General features: G+C 75.1%; 14 protein-coding genes. 6 read left to right on the top strand and 8 right to left on the bottom strand.

Translation table 11 applies throughout. From position 1 onward, the window contains the following. Positions 1-2 precede the first annotated feature (2 nt). Genes ABZZ17_RS23170 through ABZZ17_RS23160 form a run of 3 tightly spaced genes read left to right on the top strand, consistent with a single transcriptional unit; the run spans position 3 to position 4,149 of the window. Positions 3-1,688, top strand: coding sequence for a protein phosphatase 2C domain-containing protein (locus ABZZ17_RS23170; protein WP_356878205.1), 1,686 nt, complete (start codon positions 3-5; stop codon positions 1,686-1,688). A 42-nt stretch (positions 1,689-1,730) separates the two neighbouring features. Next, positions 1,731-3,056, top strand: a complete 1,326-nt coding sequence (locus ABZZ17_RS23165; protein WP_356878204.1) for a VWA domain-containing protein — start codon at positions 1,731-1,733, stop codon at positions 3,054-3,056. 46 nt (positions 3,057-3,102) lie between these two features. Next, positions 3,103-4,149, top strand: coding sequence for an FHA domain-containing protein (locus ABZZ17_RS23160; protein WP_356878242.1), 1,047 nt, complete (start codon positions 3,103-3,105; stop codon positions 4,147-4,149). Positions 4,150-4,181: 32 nt separating this feature from the next. On the opposite strand, the gene ABZZ17_RS23155 is transcribed toward ABZZ17_RS23160, so the two are convergent. Then, entirely contained in the window at positions 4,182-5,219 is a 1,038-nt protein-coding gene (locus ABZZ17_RS23155) for a methyltransferase domain-containing protein (protein ID WP_356878203.1), read from the bottom strand. Positions 5,220-5,325: 106 nt separating this feature from the next. On the opposite strand from ABZZ17_RS23155, the gene ABZZ17_RS23150 reads away from it, so the two are divergent. Next, positions 5,326-5,727, top strand: coding sequence for a globin (locus ABZZ17_RS23150; RefSeq protein WP_356878202.1), 402 nt, complete (start codon positions 5,326-5,328; stop codon positions 5,725-5,727). Positions 5,728-5,742: 15 nt separating this feature from the next. Here the strand turns inward: ABZZ17_RS23150 and ABZZ17_RS23145 are convergent, their stop codons facing one another. Genes ABZZ17_RS23145 through ettA form a run of 3 tightly spaced genes read right to left on the bottom strand, consistent with a single transcriptional unit; the run spans position 5,743 to position 8,603 of the window. Beyond that, positions 5,743-6,477: a hypothetical protein gene (locus ABZZ17_RS23145; protein WP_356878201.1), complete on the bottom strand. Its 735-nt coding sequence runs from the start codon at positions 6,475-6,477 to the stop codon at positions 5,743-5,745. Continuing rightward, positions 6,474-6,929: a thioesterase family protein gene (locus ABZZ17_RS23140; protein WP_356878200.1), complete on the bottom strand. Its 456-nt coding sequence runs from the start codon at positions 6,927-6,929 to the stop codon at positions 6,474-6,476. Before ABZZ17_RS23140 ends, ABZZ17_RS23145 begins: the two co-directional genes overlap by 4 nt. Positions 6,930-6,938: 9 nt before the next feature. Then, positions 6,939-8,603: an energy-dependent translational throttle protein EttA gene (gene ettA / locus ABZZ17_RS23135; protein WP_356878199.1), complete on the bottom strand. Its 1,665-nt coding sequence runs from the start codon at positions 8,601-8,603 to the stop codon at positions 6,939-6,941. Positions 8,604-8,812: 209 nt separating this feature from the next. Between ettA and ABZZ17_RS23130 the strand changes: the two genes are divergently transcribed. Continuing rightward, a complete protein-coding gene (locus tag ABZZ17_RS23130; protein ID WP_356878198.1) occupies positions 8,813-9,118 on the top strand; it encodes a hypothetical protein in 306 nt (101 codons plus the stop codon). A 51-nt stretch (positions 9,119-9,169) separates the two neighbouring features. Continuing rightward, positions 9,170-9,331, top strand: coding sequence for a hypothetical protein (locus ABZZ17_RS23125; RefSeq protein WP_356878197.1), 162 nt, complete (start codon positions 9,170-9,172; stop codon positions 9,329-9,331). A gap of 967 nt (positions 9,332-10,298) precedes the next feature. Here the strand turns inward: ABZZ17_RS23125 and ABZZ17_RS23120 are convergent. From ABZZ17_RS23120 to ABZZ17_RS23105, 4 genes are all read right to left on the bottom strand, one after another. Continuing rightward, complete coding sequence (locus ABZZ17_RS23120) at positions 10,299-11,954, bottom strand: phosphatase PAP2 family protein (RefSeq protein ID WP_356878196.1); 1,656 nt, start codon at positions 11,952-11,954, stop codon at positions 10,299-10,301. A gap of 729 nt (positions 11,955-12,683) precedes the next feature. Continuing rightward, positions 12,684-13,847, bottom strand: coding sequence for a thioester domain-containing protein (locus ABZZ17_RS23115; RefSeq protein ID WP_356878195.1), 1,164 nt, complete (start codon positions 13,845-13,847; stop codon positions 12,684-12,686). A 380-nt stretch (positions 13,848-14,227) separates the two neighbouring features. Beyond that, positions 14,228-14,635, bottom strand: a complete 408-nt coding sequence (locus ABZZ17_RS23110) for a single-stranded DNA-binding protein (RefSeq protein ID WP_356878194.1) — start codon at positions 14,633-14,635, stop codon at positions 14,228-14,230. Between the two features lie 125 nt (positions 14,636-14,760). Further along, positions 14,761-16,686, bottom strand: coding sequence for a GTPase (locus tag ABZZ17_RS23105; RefSeq protein WP_356878193.1), 1,926 nt, complete (start codon positions 16,684-16,686; stop codon positions 14,761-14,763). Positions 16,687-16,688 lie beyond the last annotated feature (2 nt).

Here is a 16,688-nt window from a genome sequence, read left to right as displayed (position 1 = left end):
TGATGTCGATGCATCGGCTGTCGGGCTGCCCCAGCTGCGCGGAGCCCCTGGAAGAGGGTGACCGTTTCTGTGGCGTGTGCGGTTACGCCCTGTCCTCCCCGCCCCCGCCGCCGGACCCGGACCCGACCCTGCCCGTCGGTTCGCTGACGGGCCCGGCCGGGGCGGCCGCCGCGGGCCGCGCCCCGACGGCCTCCACGGGCACCCACCCCGGGCAGGGACCCGGGGTCCCGCCCGCCGGGGAGCAGGCCGGGCCTTACGCGGCCGGGGACCCGGGGCTCCCGGGCGCGGCCCCGTCCGGCCCGGAGGCCGGCGCTCACCCCGACCGGGAGGCCGCGGCGCCCGGCGCCCGCCCCGACCACCCCGCCGCCCCGGCCCACGCCCCGGCTCCGGCTCCGGCTCCGGCTCCGGCTCCGGCGTACGCGCCCGCCGGTGACGCGGCCACCGCGCGGAGTGCCGCCTACGCCCCCGGGGTGCCCGCGCCCGGGTGGGGCAGTGTCGCCGAGGCCGCGCCGACCCTGGCCGGGGAAACCCCCGCCCCGCCCGGGCCGAGCAGCCCCTGGGGCTCCGCCGGCTCCGGGCACGAGGCCCCGTACGGGCAGGAACCCGCCCGGTACGACCTCCCCGGCGGCGCCGGAACCCCGCCCGAGGGCACGCCCTGGGGTACGCCCGCGCCCGAGGACCCGTACGCGCCGCAGGGCTCCCCCGCGCCCGAGGACCCGTACGGCGCCGCCCCGCAGGGGGACGGCGGGAAGACCTGCGTCGCCTGCCGCGCCGGGCACGTGGACACCGACGGGTACTGCGAGCACTGCGGTCACGCCCAGCCCCGCGAGCGGGACCACCTGGAGGAGGAGCTCGGCAGCGTGGCCGCCGTCAGCGACCGGGGCCTGCGCCACCACCGCAACGAGGACTCCTTCGCCGTGGCGGCCACGGCCCTGCCCGACGGCTCGGCCGCCACCGTCGCCATCGTCTGCGACGGCGTCTCCTCCGCGAGCCGGCCCGACGAGGCCTCGGCCGCGGCCGCCGCCGCCGCCAACGAGGCGCTCCTCGAAGCCCTCCCCCGCGGCGCCCACCCGCAGGAGGCCATGCACGAGGCGATCCTGGCCGCGGCCTCCGCCGTGACGGCCCTCGCCCCGGAGACCCCCGGGGCCCAGAACGCGCCCGCCTGCACCCTGGTCGGCGCCGTAGTCAGCGGCGGTGTCCTGACCATCGGCTGGGTCGGCGACAGCCGCGCGTACTGGGTGCCCGACGACCGTGCCGCCCTGCCCCGCCGTCTCACCGAGGACGACTCGTGGGCCGCCCAGATGGTCGCGGCCGGCCTGATGGGCGAGGCCGAGGCCTACGCCGACGTCCGGGCCCACGCCATCACGGGCTGGCTCGGTGCCGACGCGTACGACCTCGAACCGCACACCGCGAGCTACAAACCGGACCACCCCGGCGTCGTCGTCGTCTGCACCGACGGCCTGTGGAACTACGCCGAATCCGCCCGGGACATGGCCCAGGTGCTGCCCCCGGACGCGGCGGTCCGGCCCCTGCACAGCGCGCAGGTCCTGGTGGGACACGCCCTCGACGGGGGCGGGCACGACAACGTCACCGTCGCCATCGTGCCCTTCGCCGCCGGGCCGGAACCGGAAGCCGCCGGCACCGGCCCGGAACCGGAAGCCGAAGCGGAACCGCGCCCCCGGGCCTGACCAGCCCGTCCCCGTCAGCGAGCCCCCCGAGGAGTCCAGTCGATGGCGAACTTCGCCAAGCCGAGCGCCCCGCGCTTCAGCGTGGAGGTGTACCAGAACGAGTTCCTGCCGGAGGGCGGCCGGGACGTGCACGCCATCGTGACGGTCACCTCCAGCGGGGGCGCCACCGCGACCGCCGCCCGCGCCCTGGGTCAGGACGCGGCCGTCGTGATCATGGTGGACTGCTCGGGCTCGATGGAGTACCCGCCGGACAAGATGCGCGGGGCCCGCGAGGCGACCGCCGCCGCGATCGACACCCTGCGCGACGGCACCGCCTTCGCCGTGATCGCCGGCACCCACGTGGCCCGCGAGGTGTACCCGGGCCAGGGCCGGCTGGCCACCGCCGGCCCGGCCACCCGGACCCAGGCCAAGGAGGCGCTGCGCGCTCTCGCCGCGGGCGGCGGCACCGCCATCGGGACCTGGCTGCGCCTGGCCGACGGCCTGCTGCGCCAGTCGTCCGCCGGCATCCGGCACGGCATCCTGCTCACCGACGGGCGCAACGAGCACGAGGAGCCGGCGGTGCTGCGCGCCACCCTCGACGCCTGCGCCGGCCGTTTCACCTGCGACGCCCGCGGCGTGGGCACGGACTGGGAGGTCAAGGAGGTCACCGGGATCGCGGGCGCGCTGCTCGGCTCGGCGGACATCGTGGCCGATCCGGCACACCTCGCCGAGGACTTCACGCGCATGATGGAGAACGTCATGGGCAAGGAGGTCGCGGACGTGGCGCTGCGCCTGTGGACCCCGGTGGGCGTGGAGATCCAGTACGTCAAGCAGGTCGCGCCCACCGTCCAGGACCTGACCGGCCGCCGCACGGAGGCCGGACCCCGCGCCGGGGACTATCCGACGGGCTCGTGGGGCGACGAGTCCCGCGAGTACCACGTCTGCGTGCGAGTGCCGGGCGCGTCCGTCGGCCAGGAGATGCTGGCCTCCCGGGTATCGCTGGTCCTGCCCGGGCCGGCGGGCGAGCCGCGGCCCCCGCTCGCGCAGGGCCTGGTCCGGGCGGTGTGGACGGACGACCTGGCCGCCTCGACCGCGATCAGCCCCCAGGTGGCGCACTACACGGGACAGGCAGAACTCGCGCAGGCTATCCAACAGGGCCTGGAAGCCCGCAAAATGGGTGATGTCGATGGCGCCACGGCCAAACTGGGCCGTGCCGTGCAGCTGGCGAGCGTCTCCGGGAACGCCGACACCGCCAAACTGCTGGCGAAGGTGGTGGATGTCGTCGATGCGGTGGCGGGTACTGTGCGGCTGAAAGCGAAGGTCGCCGATGCCGACGAGATGACCCTTGAAACGCGTTCGACGCAGACCGTCCGAGTGAAGAAGACCTGAGAAGAAACCTGACGCGATGACGCAGGAAGAAGGGGGAAGCGCCGCGATGCCGACCTGCCCGAACGGGCACCAGTCCGCCTCCGACGACTGGTGCGAGGTCTGCGGCCACCGCATGGCTGCCCCCGCGGGCACCTCCGCGGCGCCCTCCTACGGTTACGGCTACCCTCCCACGACCGGGGAGCCGACCGCTCAGGCCGAGCTGTGCCCCCAGTGCCGGACCCCGCGCGAGGCCATGGCCCCGTTCTGCGAGGAGTGCCGGTACAACTTCCTCACCCGTACGCCGACTTCGTACGCGCCGCTCACCCCGGACGGCACGGGCGCCGGCGCGGGCGCGCAGCCCGGGCCGCCGCCCCCGCCGCCGGCTCCGGCCCCGCCGGTCTACTCCCAGGACCACTTCGAGTACCAGGGATCGCGGCCGTCCCGGGTCAACCGGCCCGCCGAACCGCTCCAGCGCGAGGACGACTGGCTGCTGCCGCCGCCCTCGCACGAGCAGCAGGGCCAGGGCGCGGGCCAGGGCCAGTCGGCACAGCAGCCCGTCCAGCAGGAATACCAGCAGGAGTACCAGCAGCAGCACTACCAGCAGCAGCCTCCGCCGCCGCAGGAGTACCAGCAGCAGCCCGTCCAGCAGCACCACGAGTACCAGCAGCAGCACCAGCAGCAGCCGCCCTTCCCGCCGCAGAACGCCTCGGTGTCCTGGTCTGCGACGGTCGGCCCCGACCGCTCGTACTTCATGGCGATGATGCAGCGCAGCGGCCCGGAGGCGGCGGGGCTCAACCTGCCCGCGTACTCCCCCGAGCAGCACCTGCCGCTCTCCGGCGGCCAGATCACCATCGGCCGCCGGCGCGCGTCGACGGGCGAGTCCCCGGACATCGACCTCTCGGTGCCGCCGGAGGACCCGGGCGTCTCCCACCAGCACGCCGTGCTCGTCCAGCAGCCCGACCTCAGCTGGGCGGTCGTCGACCAGAACTCCACCAACGGCACCACCATCAACGGCGGCGAGGAGCCGATCCAGCCCTACGTGCCGGTCCCGCTCTCCGACGGCGACCGCGTCCACGTGGGGGCCTGGACCACCATCACCATCCGCCGCGGCTAGTGCCGTGACCGGAAAGGTCCGGAAGGGACGGCCTAAGGCCTGACCGGTTCCCCCAGGGGCCACACGTACGGGCCCTGGGGGTCGTCGAGCCACGACCACTGCCCCTCGGTCGTGACGGTGACCCCGAACCGCTCGCGCGGCGGGCGGCCCTCCCTGCGCCACAGGTCCAGGGCCTCACGGGGGTGCAGGACGCCCGCGGTCAGCACGAGCAGGAACTGGAAGCGCTCGTTCTCCACCAGCTCGTACGGGACCCCGTGCAGCGGCCCGGTCGTCCCGGCGGGGGTGAGCGCCGCCGTGGCCCCGCGCAGGGGGACGAAGTAGGCCGAGGTGTGCAGGAAGCGGCCCTCGGCGAACCGGGCGTCGCGGACGGTGAGCGCGATCAGTCCCGTCGACAGGGGGGCCAGGATCCGTGCTCCCGGCCGGCACTGGGCGAGCCAGGCGTCCGGGACCAACGGCAGGGTGCAGGTCACCAGGATCCGGTCGAAGGGGGCCCGGGAGGGGCAGCCGCGCGCGCCGTCGCCGGTGACGACGGCCGGACGGTAGCCGAGCAGCGCGAGGTGGGCCCGCGCCGACTCGGTGATCTCCTCGTCGAGGTCCACCGTGGTGACCAGGTCCTCGCCGAGCCGGTGGCAGAGCAGGGCGGCGTTGTAGCCGGTGCCCGCGCCGATCTCCAGCACGTTGTCGCCGTCGCGCACGTCCAGCGCGTCCAGCATCTTCGCCATCAGGGAGGGCTGGCTGCTGGAGGAGACCAGCTCCCCGTCGCGCAGCCGGGTCGCGAGCGGGGCGTCGGTGTACACGCCGCGCAGCCACCGGGCCCGCTGTTCCGGATCCGGGTCCTCGCCCCACAGCCGCTCGTGCCCGGCGCCGCGGCCGGTCCAGAACCAGGGCACGAACAGGTGCCGGGGCACCGCGCCGAAGGCCGCCCGCCAGGCCGGGTCCGGCAGCGCCCCGGCCGCCGTCAGCTCCCGCACCTGGGCGGCGTGCGCGGTGTCCCGCAGGTCCCGTGCCCCCTCGCCCGGTGACCCGTGGGAGCCGCGTGAGGTGTGTGCGCCCGTGCCGCCCGTGCCCATGACTCCACTGTGCTGCGGGCCGCCCCGGCGTGCGACCGCGCGGGGGCGGCCCGGGGGTGGGACCAGGACCGGGGTCCTCCGTCCGGGTGTCTGAGACGATGGTCGGGTGAATGACGATCCGCAGAGCACGGTCCAGGCGCAGACCTTCTACGAGCTGGTGGGCGGCGAGGACACGTTCCGCCGGCTGGTGCACCGCTTCTACCAGGGAGTCGCGGAGGACCCGCTGCTGCGCCCGATGTACCCGGAGGAGGACCTCGGGCCCGCCGAGGAGCGGTTCGCGCTGTTCCTGATGCAGTACTGGGGCGGCCCGGGCACCTACAGCGAGAACCGCGGGCACCCCCGCCTGCGGATGCGGCACGCGCCGTTCCGGGTGGACGCGGCCGCGCACGACGCGTGGCTGAAACACATGCGGGTCGCCGTGGACGAGATGGGCTTCGCGCCGGAGCACGAGGCGCAGCTGTGGCGGTACCTGACCTACGCGGCCGCCTCGATGATCAACTCGGCGTAGCCGCCGGGCCGGGGGTCAGACCGGCCGTACCTGGAGGGCGCCCAGGCCGCCGGTCCGCCCGGGGCGCCGCATGGCGACGGACCCGTACGGGGTGCTGAGGCGCAGCCACCCTCCGGAGGCGAACAGCGCCACGGGGGCGGGGACCGCGGTGGCCTGCGGCGCGCCGGTGGCGGTCGCGGCGGGCACGGGGGACCGTACGGGCCGCAGGAAGCCCAGGGACTGCGCGGCGTGCACGGCGCGGAGCGGGAGTTCGGTGTCGCCCAGGGTGCGCGACCAGATCTCGCGGCCGATGCGGTCCCGCTCGGAGCGGGTCCGGTGCTGCGCGGGCAGGGCCTCGTCCCGGGCGCGGAACTCGGCGACGGCCGCGGCCACGCAGGCGCGCACCGCTTCGGGGGAAGGCAGTCCCGCCACCGGCTGCCAGCCGCCGCGGGGCGGCAGCACTCCGGCCCAGGGGGGCCCGGTGACCGGCCCGGGCACGACGACGCCGGCGGTGGTCTCGTCGACGGCCTCCAGCAGCTCGCCGGCGGACACGGTCACGTCGAGCTGCGTCGCGAGGGGCTCGGCGAGACGCACCGTACGGACGGCGAGGACGTCGAAGGACGGCGGCCGTCCGAACACGGCGAGCGCGCCGCCGCCCGCCCGCGCCTGCAGGCGGACCGCGGCGGCGCGGTCGTAGTGCACCAGCCGGCCCAGGAAGGCGGCGAGGTCCGCCGCCTCCCCGGGATCGGCGAAGCGCAGCTGGCCGGTCATGCCGCGAGGCGCCCTTCGGGGGCCACGGGCTGGTCGAGGTACTCCTCCAGGAAGCGCCGCTCCTCGGCCGTGATGCGGCGGGGCCGCCCCTCGGCGAGGTTGTAGGGCACGACCACGGTCTCGGCCCGGACGTAGACCGTCTCGGGCGCGTCCGCGGTCGCCTCGTCCTTGACCTCGTAGCGGATGGTCAGGGACGCGGCGCCGATACGGGTCACCCAGGACTCGATGAGCACCGGCTCGTGCCGGTGCACCAGGGGCAGCTTGTAGTCGATCTCGTGGCGGGCCACGACGGATCCGCCCGTGAAGGAATCGCTGCCCTCCCCCGGCGCCAGGCGGAACATGAAGTCGATCCGCGCCTCCTCCAGGTAACGGAGGAAGACGACGTTGTTGACGTGCCCGAAGGCATCCATGTCCGCCCAGCGGAGGGGGCACCTGTAGTGGTGTCTGGCCATGGTCTCGGCCTAGCCCCGGGTGAGCTTCTTGTAGGTGGCGCGGTGCGGACGGGTGGCGTCCGGGCCGAGCCGCTCGACCTTGTTCTTCTCGTAGGACTCGAAGTTGCCCTCGAACCAGAACCACTTCGACTCGCCCTCGTAGGCGAGGATGTGCGTCGCGACCCGGTCCAGGAACCAGCGGTCGTGGGAGACGACCACGGCCGCACCGGGGAACTCCAGCAGCGCGTTCTCGAGCGAGCCCAGGGTTTCGACGTCGAGGTCGTTGGTGGGTTCGTCGAGGAGCAGCAGGTTGCCGCCCTGCTTGAGGGTGAGCGCGAGGTTCAGGCGGTTGCGCTCACCGCCGGAGAGCACGCCGGCCGGCTTCTGCTGGTCCGGGCCCTTGAAGCCGAACGCGCTGACGTACGCGCGGGACGGCATCTCGACCTGGCCGACGTTGATGTAGTCCAGCTCGTCCGACACGACCGCCCAGAGGCTCTTCTTGGGGTCGATGTTGGCGCGGCCCTGGTCCACGTACGAGATCTTGACGGTCTCGCCGACCTTGATCTCGCCCGAGTCCGGCTTCTCCAGGCCCTGGATCATCTTGAACAGCGTGGTCTTGCCCGCGCCGTTCGGGCCGATGATGCCGACGATGCCGTTGCGCGGCAGCGTGAAGGACAGGTCGTCGATGAGGACCTTGTCACCGAACGCCTTGGAGAGGTTGTTGACCTCGACCACGATCGAGCCCAGACGCGGGCCCGGCGGGATCTGGATCTCCTCGAAGTCGAGCTTGCGCATCTTGTCGGCCTCGGCCGCCATCTCCTCGTAGCGAGCGAGACGGGCCTTGGACTTCGCCTGGCGGCCCTTGGCGTTGGAGCGGACCCACTCCAGCTCTTCCTTGAGGCGCTTGGCGCGCTTCTCGTCCTTCTTGCCCTCGACCTTGAGGCGCTCGGCCTTCTTCTCCAGGTAGGTGGAGTAGTTGCCCTCGTACGGGTGGGCGCGGCCGCGGTCGAGCTCCAGGATCCACTCGGCGACGTTGTCGAGGAAGTACCGGTCGTGGGTGACGGCCACGACGGCGCCCTTGTACTGGGCCAGGTGCTGCTCCAGCCAGTTCACGGACTCGGCGTCGAGGTGGTTGGTGGGCTCGTCGAGGAGCAGCAGGTCGGGGGCTTCCAGCAGCAGCTTGCAGAGGGCCACGCGGCGCTTCTCACCACCGGAGAGGGTGGTGACCGGCCAGTCGCCGGGCGGGCAGCCCAGCGCGTCCATGGCCTGCTCCAGCTGGGCGTCGAGGTCCCACGCGTTGGCGTGGTCCAGGTCGTCCTGGAGCTTGCCCATCTCCTCCATCAGCTCGTCGGTGTAGTTCGTCGCCATTTCCTCGGCGATCGCGTTGAACCGGTTGAGCTTGCCCTTGATCTCCGAGACGCCGTCCTCGACGTTCTCCAGGACGGTCTTGGACTCGTCGAGCTTGGGCTCCTGCATGAGGATGCCCACGGAGTAGCCGGGAGACAGGTACGCCTCACCGTTGGAGGGGTGCTCGATGCCCGCCATGATCTTCAGAACGGTGGACTTACCGGCGCCGTTGGGGCCCACCACACCGATCTTCGCGCCGGGCAGGAAGTTCAGGAAGACGTCGTCAAGAATCACCTTGTCGCCGTGCGCCTTGCGCGTCTTGCGCATGGTGTAAATGAACTCAGCCAAGAGAAACCGTCCGGCAGATCGATGGTGGGCAGATACACCCCATCTTGCCGTACGTCCATCCCCCGGGGGAAACCCGTATGGTCAGGGCCCCTGCTCCCGGGCCGTCACAGGGCGACCGGGGACGCGGGGCCGGCGCGGGGCGGGCGGCCCGTGACGGCGGGCCCCGACGACGGGAAAGGCCCTGGCCGGCGGCCCGGCGGGGAGGCAGGATGCTGGTGCGCCGCACGGCGCCGACAGCACCGGAGGCCCCGCTGAACAGCAGTTCCCCCATCCCGCTCGCCATCGCCGTCATCGGGGTCGGCGGCACCCTGCTCGCCCCTCTGCTGACGCAGCGGCTCGTGGCCCGCGTCCAGGCGGAACAGGGCGAGCGGCAGGAACGGCTGGCCGAGACCCAGTGGGGGCGCGAGCAGCAGGTCGCCGCGTTGGAGAAGCGCCGCGACTGCTACGTGGCGGCGAACTCCGGATACCGCCGGTTCCGCGTCGAGCTCATGAACCACCTGTGGCTGGTGCACTAGGGCGAGGTCACCCCGGAACGGCGGGCGGCCCTGGAGGAGGCCCGGCACACGATGCACGCCTCCGATGCGGTGCTGGCGGAGCTGGACTCGATGTCGGAGACCTTCGCATACCTGTACGACCGGGTCATGCGGCTGGAGGAAGGGAACCCCGCGCCGGACGGTTCCTTCGAGAGATCCAGGCCGGCCTGCTGCGCGCGAACGAGCAGTGGATGACGATGCGCGGCACGATCCGCACCGACCTGGGCGTGCCCCGAGCCCCCCACCGACCCCCACTCCGAACTGACCCCGCCTCCGGGGCCGGGGCCGGGGGCGGGGGCCGGGGGCGGGGCCGGGGCCGGGGGGCCGGTCCGGACCGAGGACCGCGCGGCAGCCGAGCCGGGACCGGGCGCCGGGACAGGGCCAGGACCGAGCCACCGCCGGAGGGGAACCCAAGACCGGAGCCGGAGCCGAGGCGGGACCGAGCCCGGACCGGAGCCGGAAGCCGAACCCGGGAACGGGACAGGGCGGAAGCCCGAGCCGAGGCCGGAGTCGGGCCGGGCCCGAGCCCGAGCAGAAGCCGAAAGCTGAGCCGGGAACCGGGACCGGGGCTGGGACCGGGCGGGGGCCCGAGCCGAAGCCAGGCACCGGGACAGGGCCAGGACCGAGCGAGCTCGAGCCGAAGCCGGAGTCGGGCCAGGGCCCGGACCGGGGCCGGGATCGGGGACCGCTCGTCAGACCGAGCCGAAGCCGGGCACCGGGACACGGGCCAGGACCGAGCCACAGCCGGAGGGGAACCCAAGACCGGAGCCGGAGCCGAGCCCGGACCGAGCCCGGGCCGGAGCGGGAAGCTGAGCCGGGGACCGGGGACCGAGCCGGAGCCCGAGCCGAGGCCGGAGTCGGGCTGGGCCCGAGCCGGAGCCGGAAGCTGAGCCGGGAACCGGGGACCGAGCGGGAGCCCGAGCCGAAGCCGACGCCGGGCCGGGCCCGAGCCGGAAACTAAGCCGGGAACCGGGAGCAGGACCGAGCCGGGGCGGGGCCGGGCCAGAGCCGGGGACTGGGCCGGGGCCGGGGACTGGGGGCGGTGGTCGGGACCGGGGGCCGGGCCTGTCGGCGGGTGGGGTGGGCTGTGGGCAGCGCCCCAGGGGATGGGGCGCTGCCGACGGGGCCGGCCTCCGGGTCTGGCGGTGCGGGGGTGGCTGGTTCAGCGGGGACGGTAGACGGTGAGGGCGTCCGGCAGCGCGTCGAGGACGAACGCGGTGGGCGCCTGGGCGTACTCCCCGTCGTAGGCGAGCGGAGTGCCTTCCGGGACGTCCGAGACGCGCAGGCTGCGGAGCTTGGTGGCCACGTGGACGGGGGAACGGGTCAGCGGACCGGTGAAGGCGGCCGCGAGGAGGCGGGGTCCCGGGCGGCCTCCGCCGTGGACGAGCCGCAGGTCGAGCAGGCCCTCCCCGAGGGTGGCTCGGCGACGGGGCGTCGGGCCGGTCCCCTGGTAGGTGCCGTTGCCCGCGAAGAGCAGCCACACGCTCCGGGGACGCCCGGCCAGCCGGAGCCGCACGGGCCGCTCGGCACGTACCACCCGCCAGGCGGCCAGCAGCGCGGCCGGCCCGCCGCCGATCCGCGGCCCCCAGTGCAGCCGGTGCCGCAGCAGCTCGGGGTAGGCCCCGATGCTGAAGTTGTTCAGGAAGTACCCGGAGTCGTCACTGCCGCCGGGCCCGTATCCGGCCGCGGCAGCCGGTCCGGCCTGCGGTGCGCGGCCCGCGCCGGGGGCTGAGTCAGGGGTTGCCGGGGCCGGGGCGGACCGGAGGTCGGCGCGGGTGCCGGTGGGCTCGCCGGTGTCGGGGTCGGGGACGCCAGCGGCGTCGGGGGCGGGGGTGGGTCGGCGTGGGCCGGGGGTGAACCGGCCGACGCCGACGCGGACCGCGTGGCCCGCCGCGACGGCCCGGCAGGTGTCCGCGGGGCCGGCGAGGCCGAGGTCCAGCGCGAAGTGGTTGAGCGTGCCTCCCGGGAACACCGCGAGCGGCACCCCGGCGCGCAGCGCGGCGGTCGCGGCGGCGTTGATCGTGCCGTCGCCGCCGCACACCCCGAGCACGGTGGCCCGGGACGCCGCCGCGGCCAGCTCGGTCACCAGGTCGCCGCTCGCGCACTCCACCAGCTCCGCCTTCGGCAGCCGCTCCCGCAGGATGTCGAGGCCTGCCTCCGCCGCCGAACCCGACCCGGTGTTCACCACCACCGTCAGCCCGTCGCCGTCGGGCAGCGCGGGCGCGCCGGGCGCGGTGCGCTCGTCACCCGGCATCACCCTGGCCTCCTGGGCGTCCCGTGCGAGCCGCCGTACGACGAACCCCGCCGCCACCCCGAGCGCCGCGCCCGCCACCACGTCGGACGGGTAGTGCACCCCCGTGTACACGCGGGAGAACGCCACCGACGCGGCGACGGGTGCCAGCGCGGCCCCCCACCCGGGGGACTCCAGTGCCAGTCCGGCGGTGAACGCGAAGGCCGACGCCGAGTGCCCGGACGGGAAGGAGGTGGTCTGCGGCTGCGTGTGCAGCTGCCGCACGGCGGGCACGCCGTCCAGCATCGGCCGGGGGCGGCGGACCGACCACTTGCCGACGGTGTTGATGGTCGCCGAGGCCAGCGCGAGCGAGGCGGCTCCGCGCAGCGCGGCCCTGCGGGCCCGGTTGGAACCGAGCACGGAGATCGCCACGGCGGTGCCGCCCCAGAGCACGCCGTGGTTCGCGGCCCGCCCGAGGCGCGGCAGCACCCGGTCGGCACCGGGCCAGTGCCGGCGGGCCACCGCGTCGAACAACTGCCGGTCCCACCGCGCGACCGCACCTCGCCAGGTCAGTTCCTGATCAGCCATTTCCAGCCCCTACCCCGATGAACGAATCCGAAATCAGCCCACACGCCCGCCCGGGTCACACCACCCAGAACCCCGCCCCCTGGTCCCGGCCCCGGGACCAAGGCCCAAGGCCGGGACCACAGCCGGAGGGCGGACCCGAGGCCGGATGCCGGAGCCCGAGCCGGAGGCCGGGGCCGGGCCCGAGGCGGTCCAGGCCCGAGGCCGGAGCCAGGCCGAGGCCGGAGCCAGGCCGAGGCCGGAGCCAGGGCCGGACCCGAGGCCTGAAGCCGGGCCCGAGGCTGGCGGGCATAGCCCCCGTAGGGGGTCGGGCTCGGGCGGGATATCCCCCGCCCCCGCGGTGGAGGGCGGGTTCCGCGCGGGGCTCCTCGCCCCCCGGGCCGCCCCGGAGCCGGGCCCGGAGGCCGGAGCCGGGCCCGGAGGCCGGAGCCGGGCCCGGAGGCCGGCGGGCATAGCCCCCGCAGTGGGTCGGGCTCTGGCGGAATATCCCCCGCCCCGGCGGTGGAGGGCGGGTTCCGCGCGGGGCTCCTCGCCCCTGGACCGCCCCCGGAGCCGGAGCCGGTGCCGGGCCCGACGCCTGGTCCAGGCCGAGGCCGAGGCCCGAAGTCGGGGCCGGGCCCGAGGCCGGCGGGCATGGCCCCCGCAGGGGGTCGGGCTCTGGCGGGACATCCCCCGGCCCGCCCCGGGGCTGGAGCGGGGAGGCGGGCGGGGTCGGCGGAGGTGGGGTGTCGGTTACGCCTCGTTCTCCTCCGGGTGTTCGTCCTCGTAGGGGCGCTTGCGGAGCAGGAGGACGACCAGGCCGCCCAGGACCACCAGGCCCACGGCCAGGGAGGCGATGACCGGCGTCGCGGCCGAGCTGCCGCTGGAGGCCAGCCGTTCCTCCTCCGGGGATTCGGAGATCGCCGGGTCCGGCTCCCCGGCGACGGCGAGCTCGGTGGCTCCGGCCAGCGTGCCCACCGTGCCCGTCGGGGGCTGTGCCGGCTCGGGCCACACCGCGGTGGCCCCGGCCGAGGCCGCGGACTCGCTGGAGCCGGCCACGATCTGTGCCTCGGCCGGGATCCCGCTGGTGAAGACCCGCCCGACGGGCACCTTCGTGGAGCCCTGCACGATGACGGAGGCCGTGCCGTCGGGGGTGCCCGCGGGCACCTCGAAGTACAGCCGGCTGCCGTCGGCCGCGGTGTCGAGGGTTTTCCCCTCGGCGTCCACGACCCGTACGCCCATGGCGGCCGCGGCCGCGTCGGGGGTGACGGTCACGCTCTGGGCGCGGGTCCGGACCGTGACCGGGCCGATGCGGCTGCCGACCGGCCCGGCGACGGGTCCGGTCACCCGGCCGGGGTCGAGCCCCAGCGAGGCCGGCGGCTCCGGCAGCCGGCCCGCCTCCCGCTGGAGGTAGTCGGCGAGCTGTTCCGCCGCCGGGTCCGCGGCCTCCACCTGTGCCCCGTCGGCGAGCCTCCAGATCGCCACCTGGGTGCCGGCGGCGGCGCTCTCCGCGGTCAGCGCACCGGCTCCGGCGGCCTTCGCGAGCCCGGCCAGGTCGTTGAGCTGCGGGTAGGAGTGCTCCAGCACCCAGCGGATGCGTCCGGCCTCGGCGTTCCCGGCGAGGGGGCTGCCGCCCCAGCCGGTCTCGGTGAAGCGGGCCTGGGGCTGCGCGTATCCCGCGACGCCCACTCCGTACGTCTGGAGCATGCCGCCGCCGTCGACCCGCATCTCGTGGAGCCCGGCCGGGATCTCCCGGACCGAGCCGTCTCCGGAGCGCAGGACGGCCTGCCCGTACGTCTTGAGCCCGTCGAGGACGGCGCTGGCTCCCTCGGACGCCCGGCCTGCGGCCGGACCGGAATCCGCCGAGGCCCGGGCCCCCGGCGCGGCGGAGAGGGCGGCTGCCGCCAGGAGGGCCACCGCGAGGGGTCTGCGTACGGAGCCGCGCCCCCCGGACCCCGGAGCCACCGGAGCCACAACCGGAGCCGGAGTCGGAGCCAGGACCGGCTCAGCGGGGGCGCCGGCCGCGGGAACAGCGGCCGGGCCGGGAAGCGGAACCGCGGCGGCGGCTCCGGAGGACGGTCCGGCGGCGGCCGGAGCCACCCGCGCGGACGCGGTTGAGGACGCGGGTTCGGGCGAGGGCGCGGACGCCGGTCTGCCCGTGGAGGCGGAGGGAACGCGGTACGTGAAGGATTCGGAGGATGCGGAGGACGCGGGAACAGCAATCGACACAGTCTTCCCCTTCGGGCCAAAAGCCCAGGTGCCCGTGAGTACCGGGGAATCCTAGCCGTCTCGAACACTCAGACCACCGCCGCCTTCTGAGGGCCCATCAGTGGGGTGTCCGTCTTGACGACCCTGCGGAAGGCCGCGGTCCCGCGGTTGAGGTCGTGTCCGATGGCGATCGCGTCGATGTCGGCGGAGAACCAGCGGACGCCCTCGCCGTCGGGCGGGTCCTCCCGGACCCGGAGCCTCCCGTGCACCACGAGCGGTTCCCCGACGGACACGGAACTGGCCAGGTTCAGTGCCAGGACCCGCCGCGCCCACACGGTGTAGAAGCTGGTGGCCGAGTCCGTCCAGGTGTCCGTACGCCGGTCGAAGTACCTCGGCGTCACGGCGAAGCGGAACCTCGCCGACTGGCCGGTCGGCGTCTCCTTGAAGTCGATCTGCGTCGCCACGTACCCGACCAGCGTCACCAGGGTGTCGTTCATCCCGGTCGCCCTCCCCACGGTGCCGTACCCGCGCGGACCGTCCGCGCGGAGTGCCCCTGCGGACCAGCCGCACGAGGTACGACCATGCTGGGCCCGGCCCCGCGGATCCCGCTCCGGCCTGTGGACTACTGGCGGGTTGTGGACAACTTGCTCCCCCCTGCGGCGACGGTCGCGTACTGCTCCCGCACCTCCCGGTAGCGCAGCAGCTCGGCCGCCACCGGTTCGAGCACGCGGGCCCGCCCGCAGCCCGCGGCGGCCTGCCGCAGCCGGCGTTCCGCGTCCTGCCCGTAGCGCCGGGCCGGGCCGCGCGCCGCGATGGAGCAGGCCCACTCCACGAGCGGTCCGCCGATGATGCCGGCCACCATGAACAGCACCGGGGTCAGGAGCCGCGGCTCCAGGACGCCCACGATCTGTCCCACGAGCCAGAGCCCGCCGAAGATCTGAACCAGCGTCATGGCCGCCTGCGCCAGGACGGCGGCGGGCCACCAGGTGGGCCGCGGCGGTTTGGCGCCGGGCACGGCGACCGCCGCGCCCAGGGTGACGGCCAGCTCGTCCAGCGCCTCGGGCAGCTGTTCGCCGCCGCGCACGGCGGTTTCCCGTACGGCCTGTGCCCAGGGGTCGGGCAGCCCGATGACCGCCTCGTCCGCGACCGTCCGTACGGCCTGCTCCACCCGCTGCCGGGCGGTCACCTCCTCCTCGGCAGGTGCCTGCGCGGCGGGCGCGGTGGAGCGCCCGATCGCCGCCAGGGCGGCCAACCCGGCCAGGGAACGCGGGGCGCGCCGGTTCTCGTACCACCGCCACAGCCGCAGCCAGGGCGTCCCGCAGGCCTTGCCGGCGTTGCGCCGCCAGGCCCGTTCGGCGGCGAGGCCGGCGGCGTACGCGCCGACCGCTTCCGCGAGCCGGTCCTCGAACTCGGCGCGCGCCGCCTCCCCGATCTCGGGCCCGGCGTGCCCGTCGGCGACGTACAGCGGGCGCAGGCGCGTCGCGGCCCGGTCGACATCGGCGGAGATCCGGCGGGTCGCGGCGCCCTTCTCCTGGGTGAACGTGCCGAGGAGTTCGCGCAGTTCCCCGACGCCTTCGCCCGTGAGGGCGGACAGTCCGAGGACGGTGGCTCCGGGTTCGCCGTGCTCGCCGAGCGCGATCCCGTCGTCGTCGAGGAGCCTGCGCAGGTCGTCGAGGACGAGGTCGGCGGATTCGCCGGGGAGCCGGTCCACCTGGTTGAGGACGACGAAAGTCACCTCGGCGTGCCCGGCCAGCGGTCTCAGGTACCGCTCGTGCAGGACGGCGTCGGCGTACTTCTCCGGGTCCACCACCCACACGACCGCGTCGACCAGCGCCAGCACCCGGTCCACGTGGTCGCGGTGCACGCCGAGCGCCGAGTCCAGGTCGGGCAGGTCGACGAGGACCATCCCGCGCAGCGCCTCGGCCTCCGAGGTCTCGCGGGGACGGCGGCGCAGCCGTCCGGGGATCTCCAGCCGGTCGAGGAGCCCGGCGGCTCCGTCCGACCAGCTGCACGCGATGGGCGCGGCCGTGGTCGGGCGGCGCAGTCCGGTCTCGGAGATCTGCACTCCGGCGAGTGAATTGAAGAGCGTGGACTTGCCGCTTCCGGTGGCTCCCGCGATGGCGACGACGGTGTGCTGCGGGGACAGTCCGCGGCGCGCCGCGGCTTCGTCGAGGACCCGGCCGGCTTCGGCGAGGGTCTTGCCGTCGAGCCGGGTCCGGGACAGTCCGACGAGCTGGCGCAGGGCGTCGAGGCGCGTCCGCAGGGCCTGGGCCTCGGGGCTGAGCGGCGGGGCGGTGACCTTGCCGCCGTCGCTGCCGGCCCCGGACACGGCCCGTACGAGGGCTTCGTCGCCCGCTTCCCGTTCCTCGTCGAGCTCCTCGTCGTGCTCGCCGTCGCACAGGCCCTCGTCGCAGAGGCCTTCGCCGCACAGGTCGCCGTCGCCCAGGGCGCCGAGGCCCCTGCGGCCGGCGGGCCGGGGGCGCGAGCGTGCGATGAGTCCGTCGTCCCAGCGGTCGTCGGTGCGGTCGCGGTCGGTCAGGGCGGTCACCG

This window comes from Streptomyces sp. NPDC006512 (assembly GCF_040611935.1).
In the GTDB taxonomy this organism is placed as follows: domain Bacteria; phylum Actinomycetota; class Actinomycetes; order Streptomycetales; family Streptomycetaceae; genus Streptomyces.
This window is presented reverse-complemented; position numbering and strand designations above follow the sequence as displayed.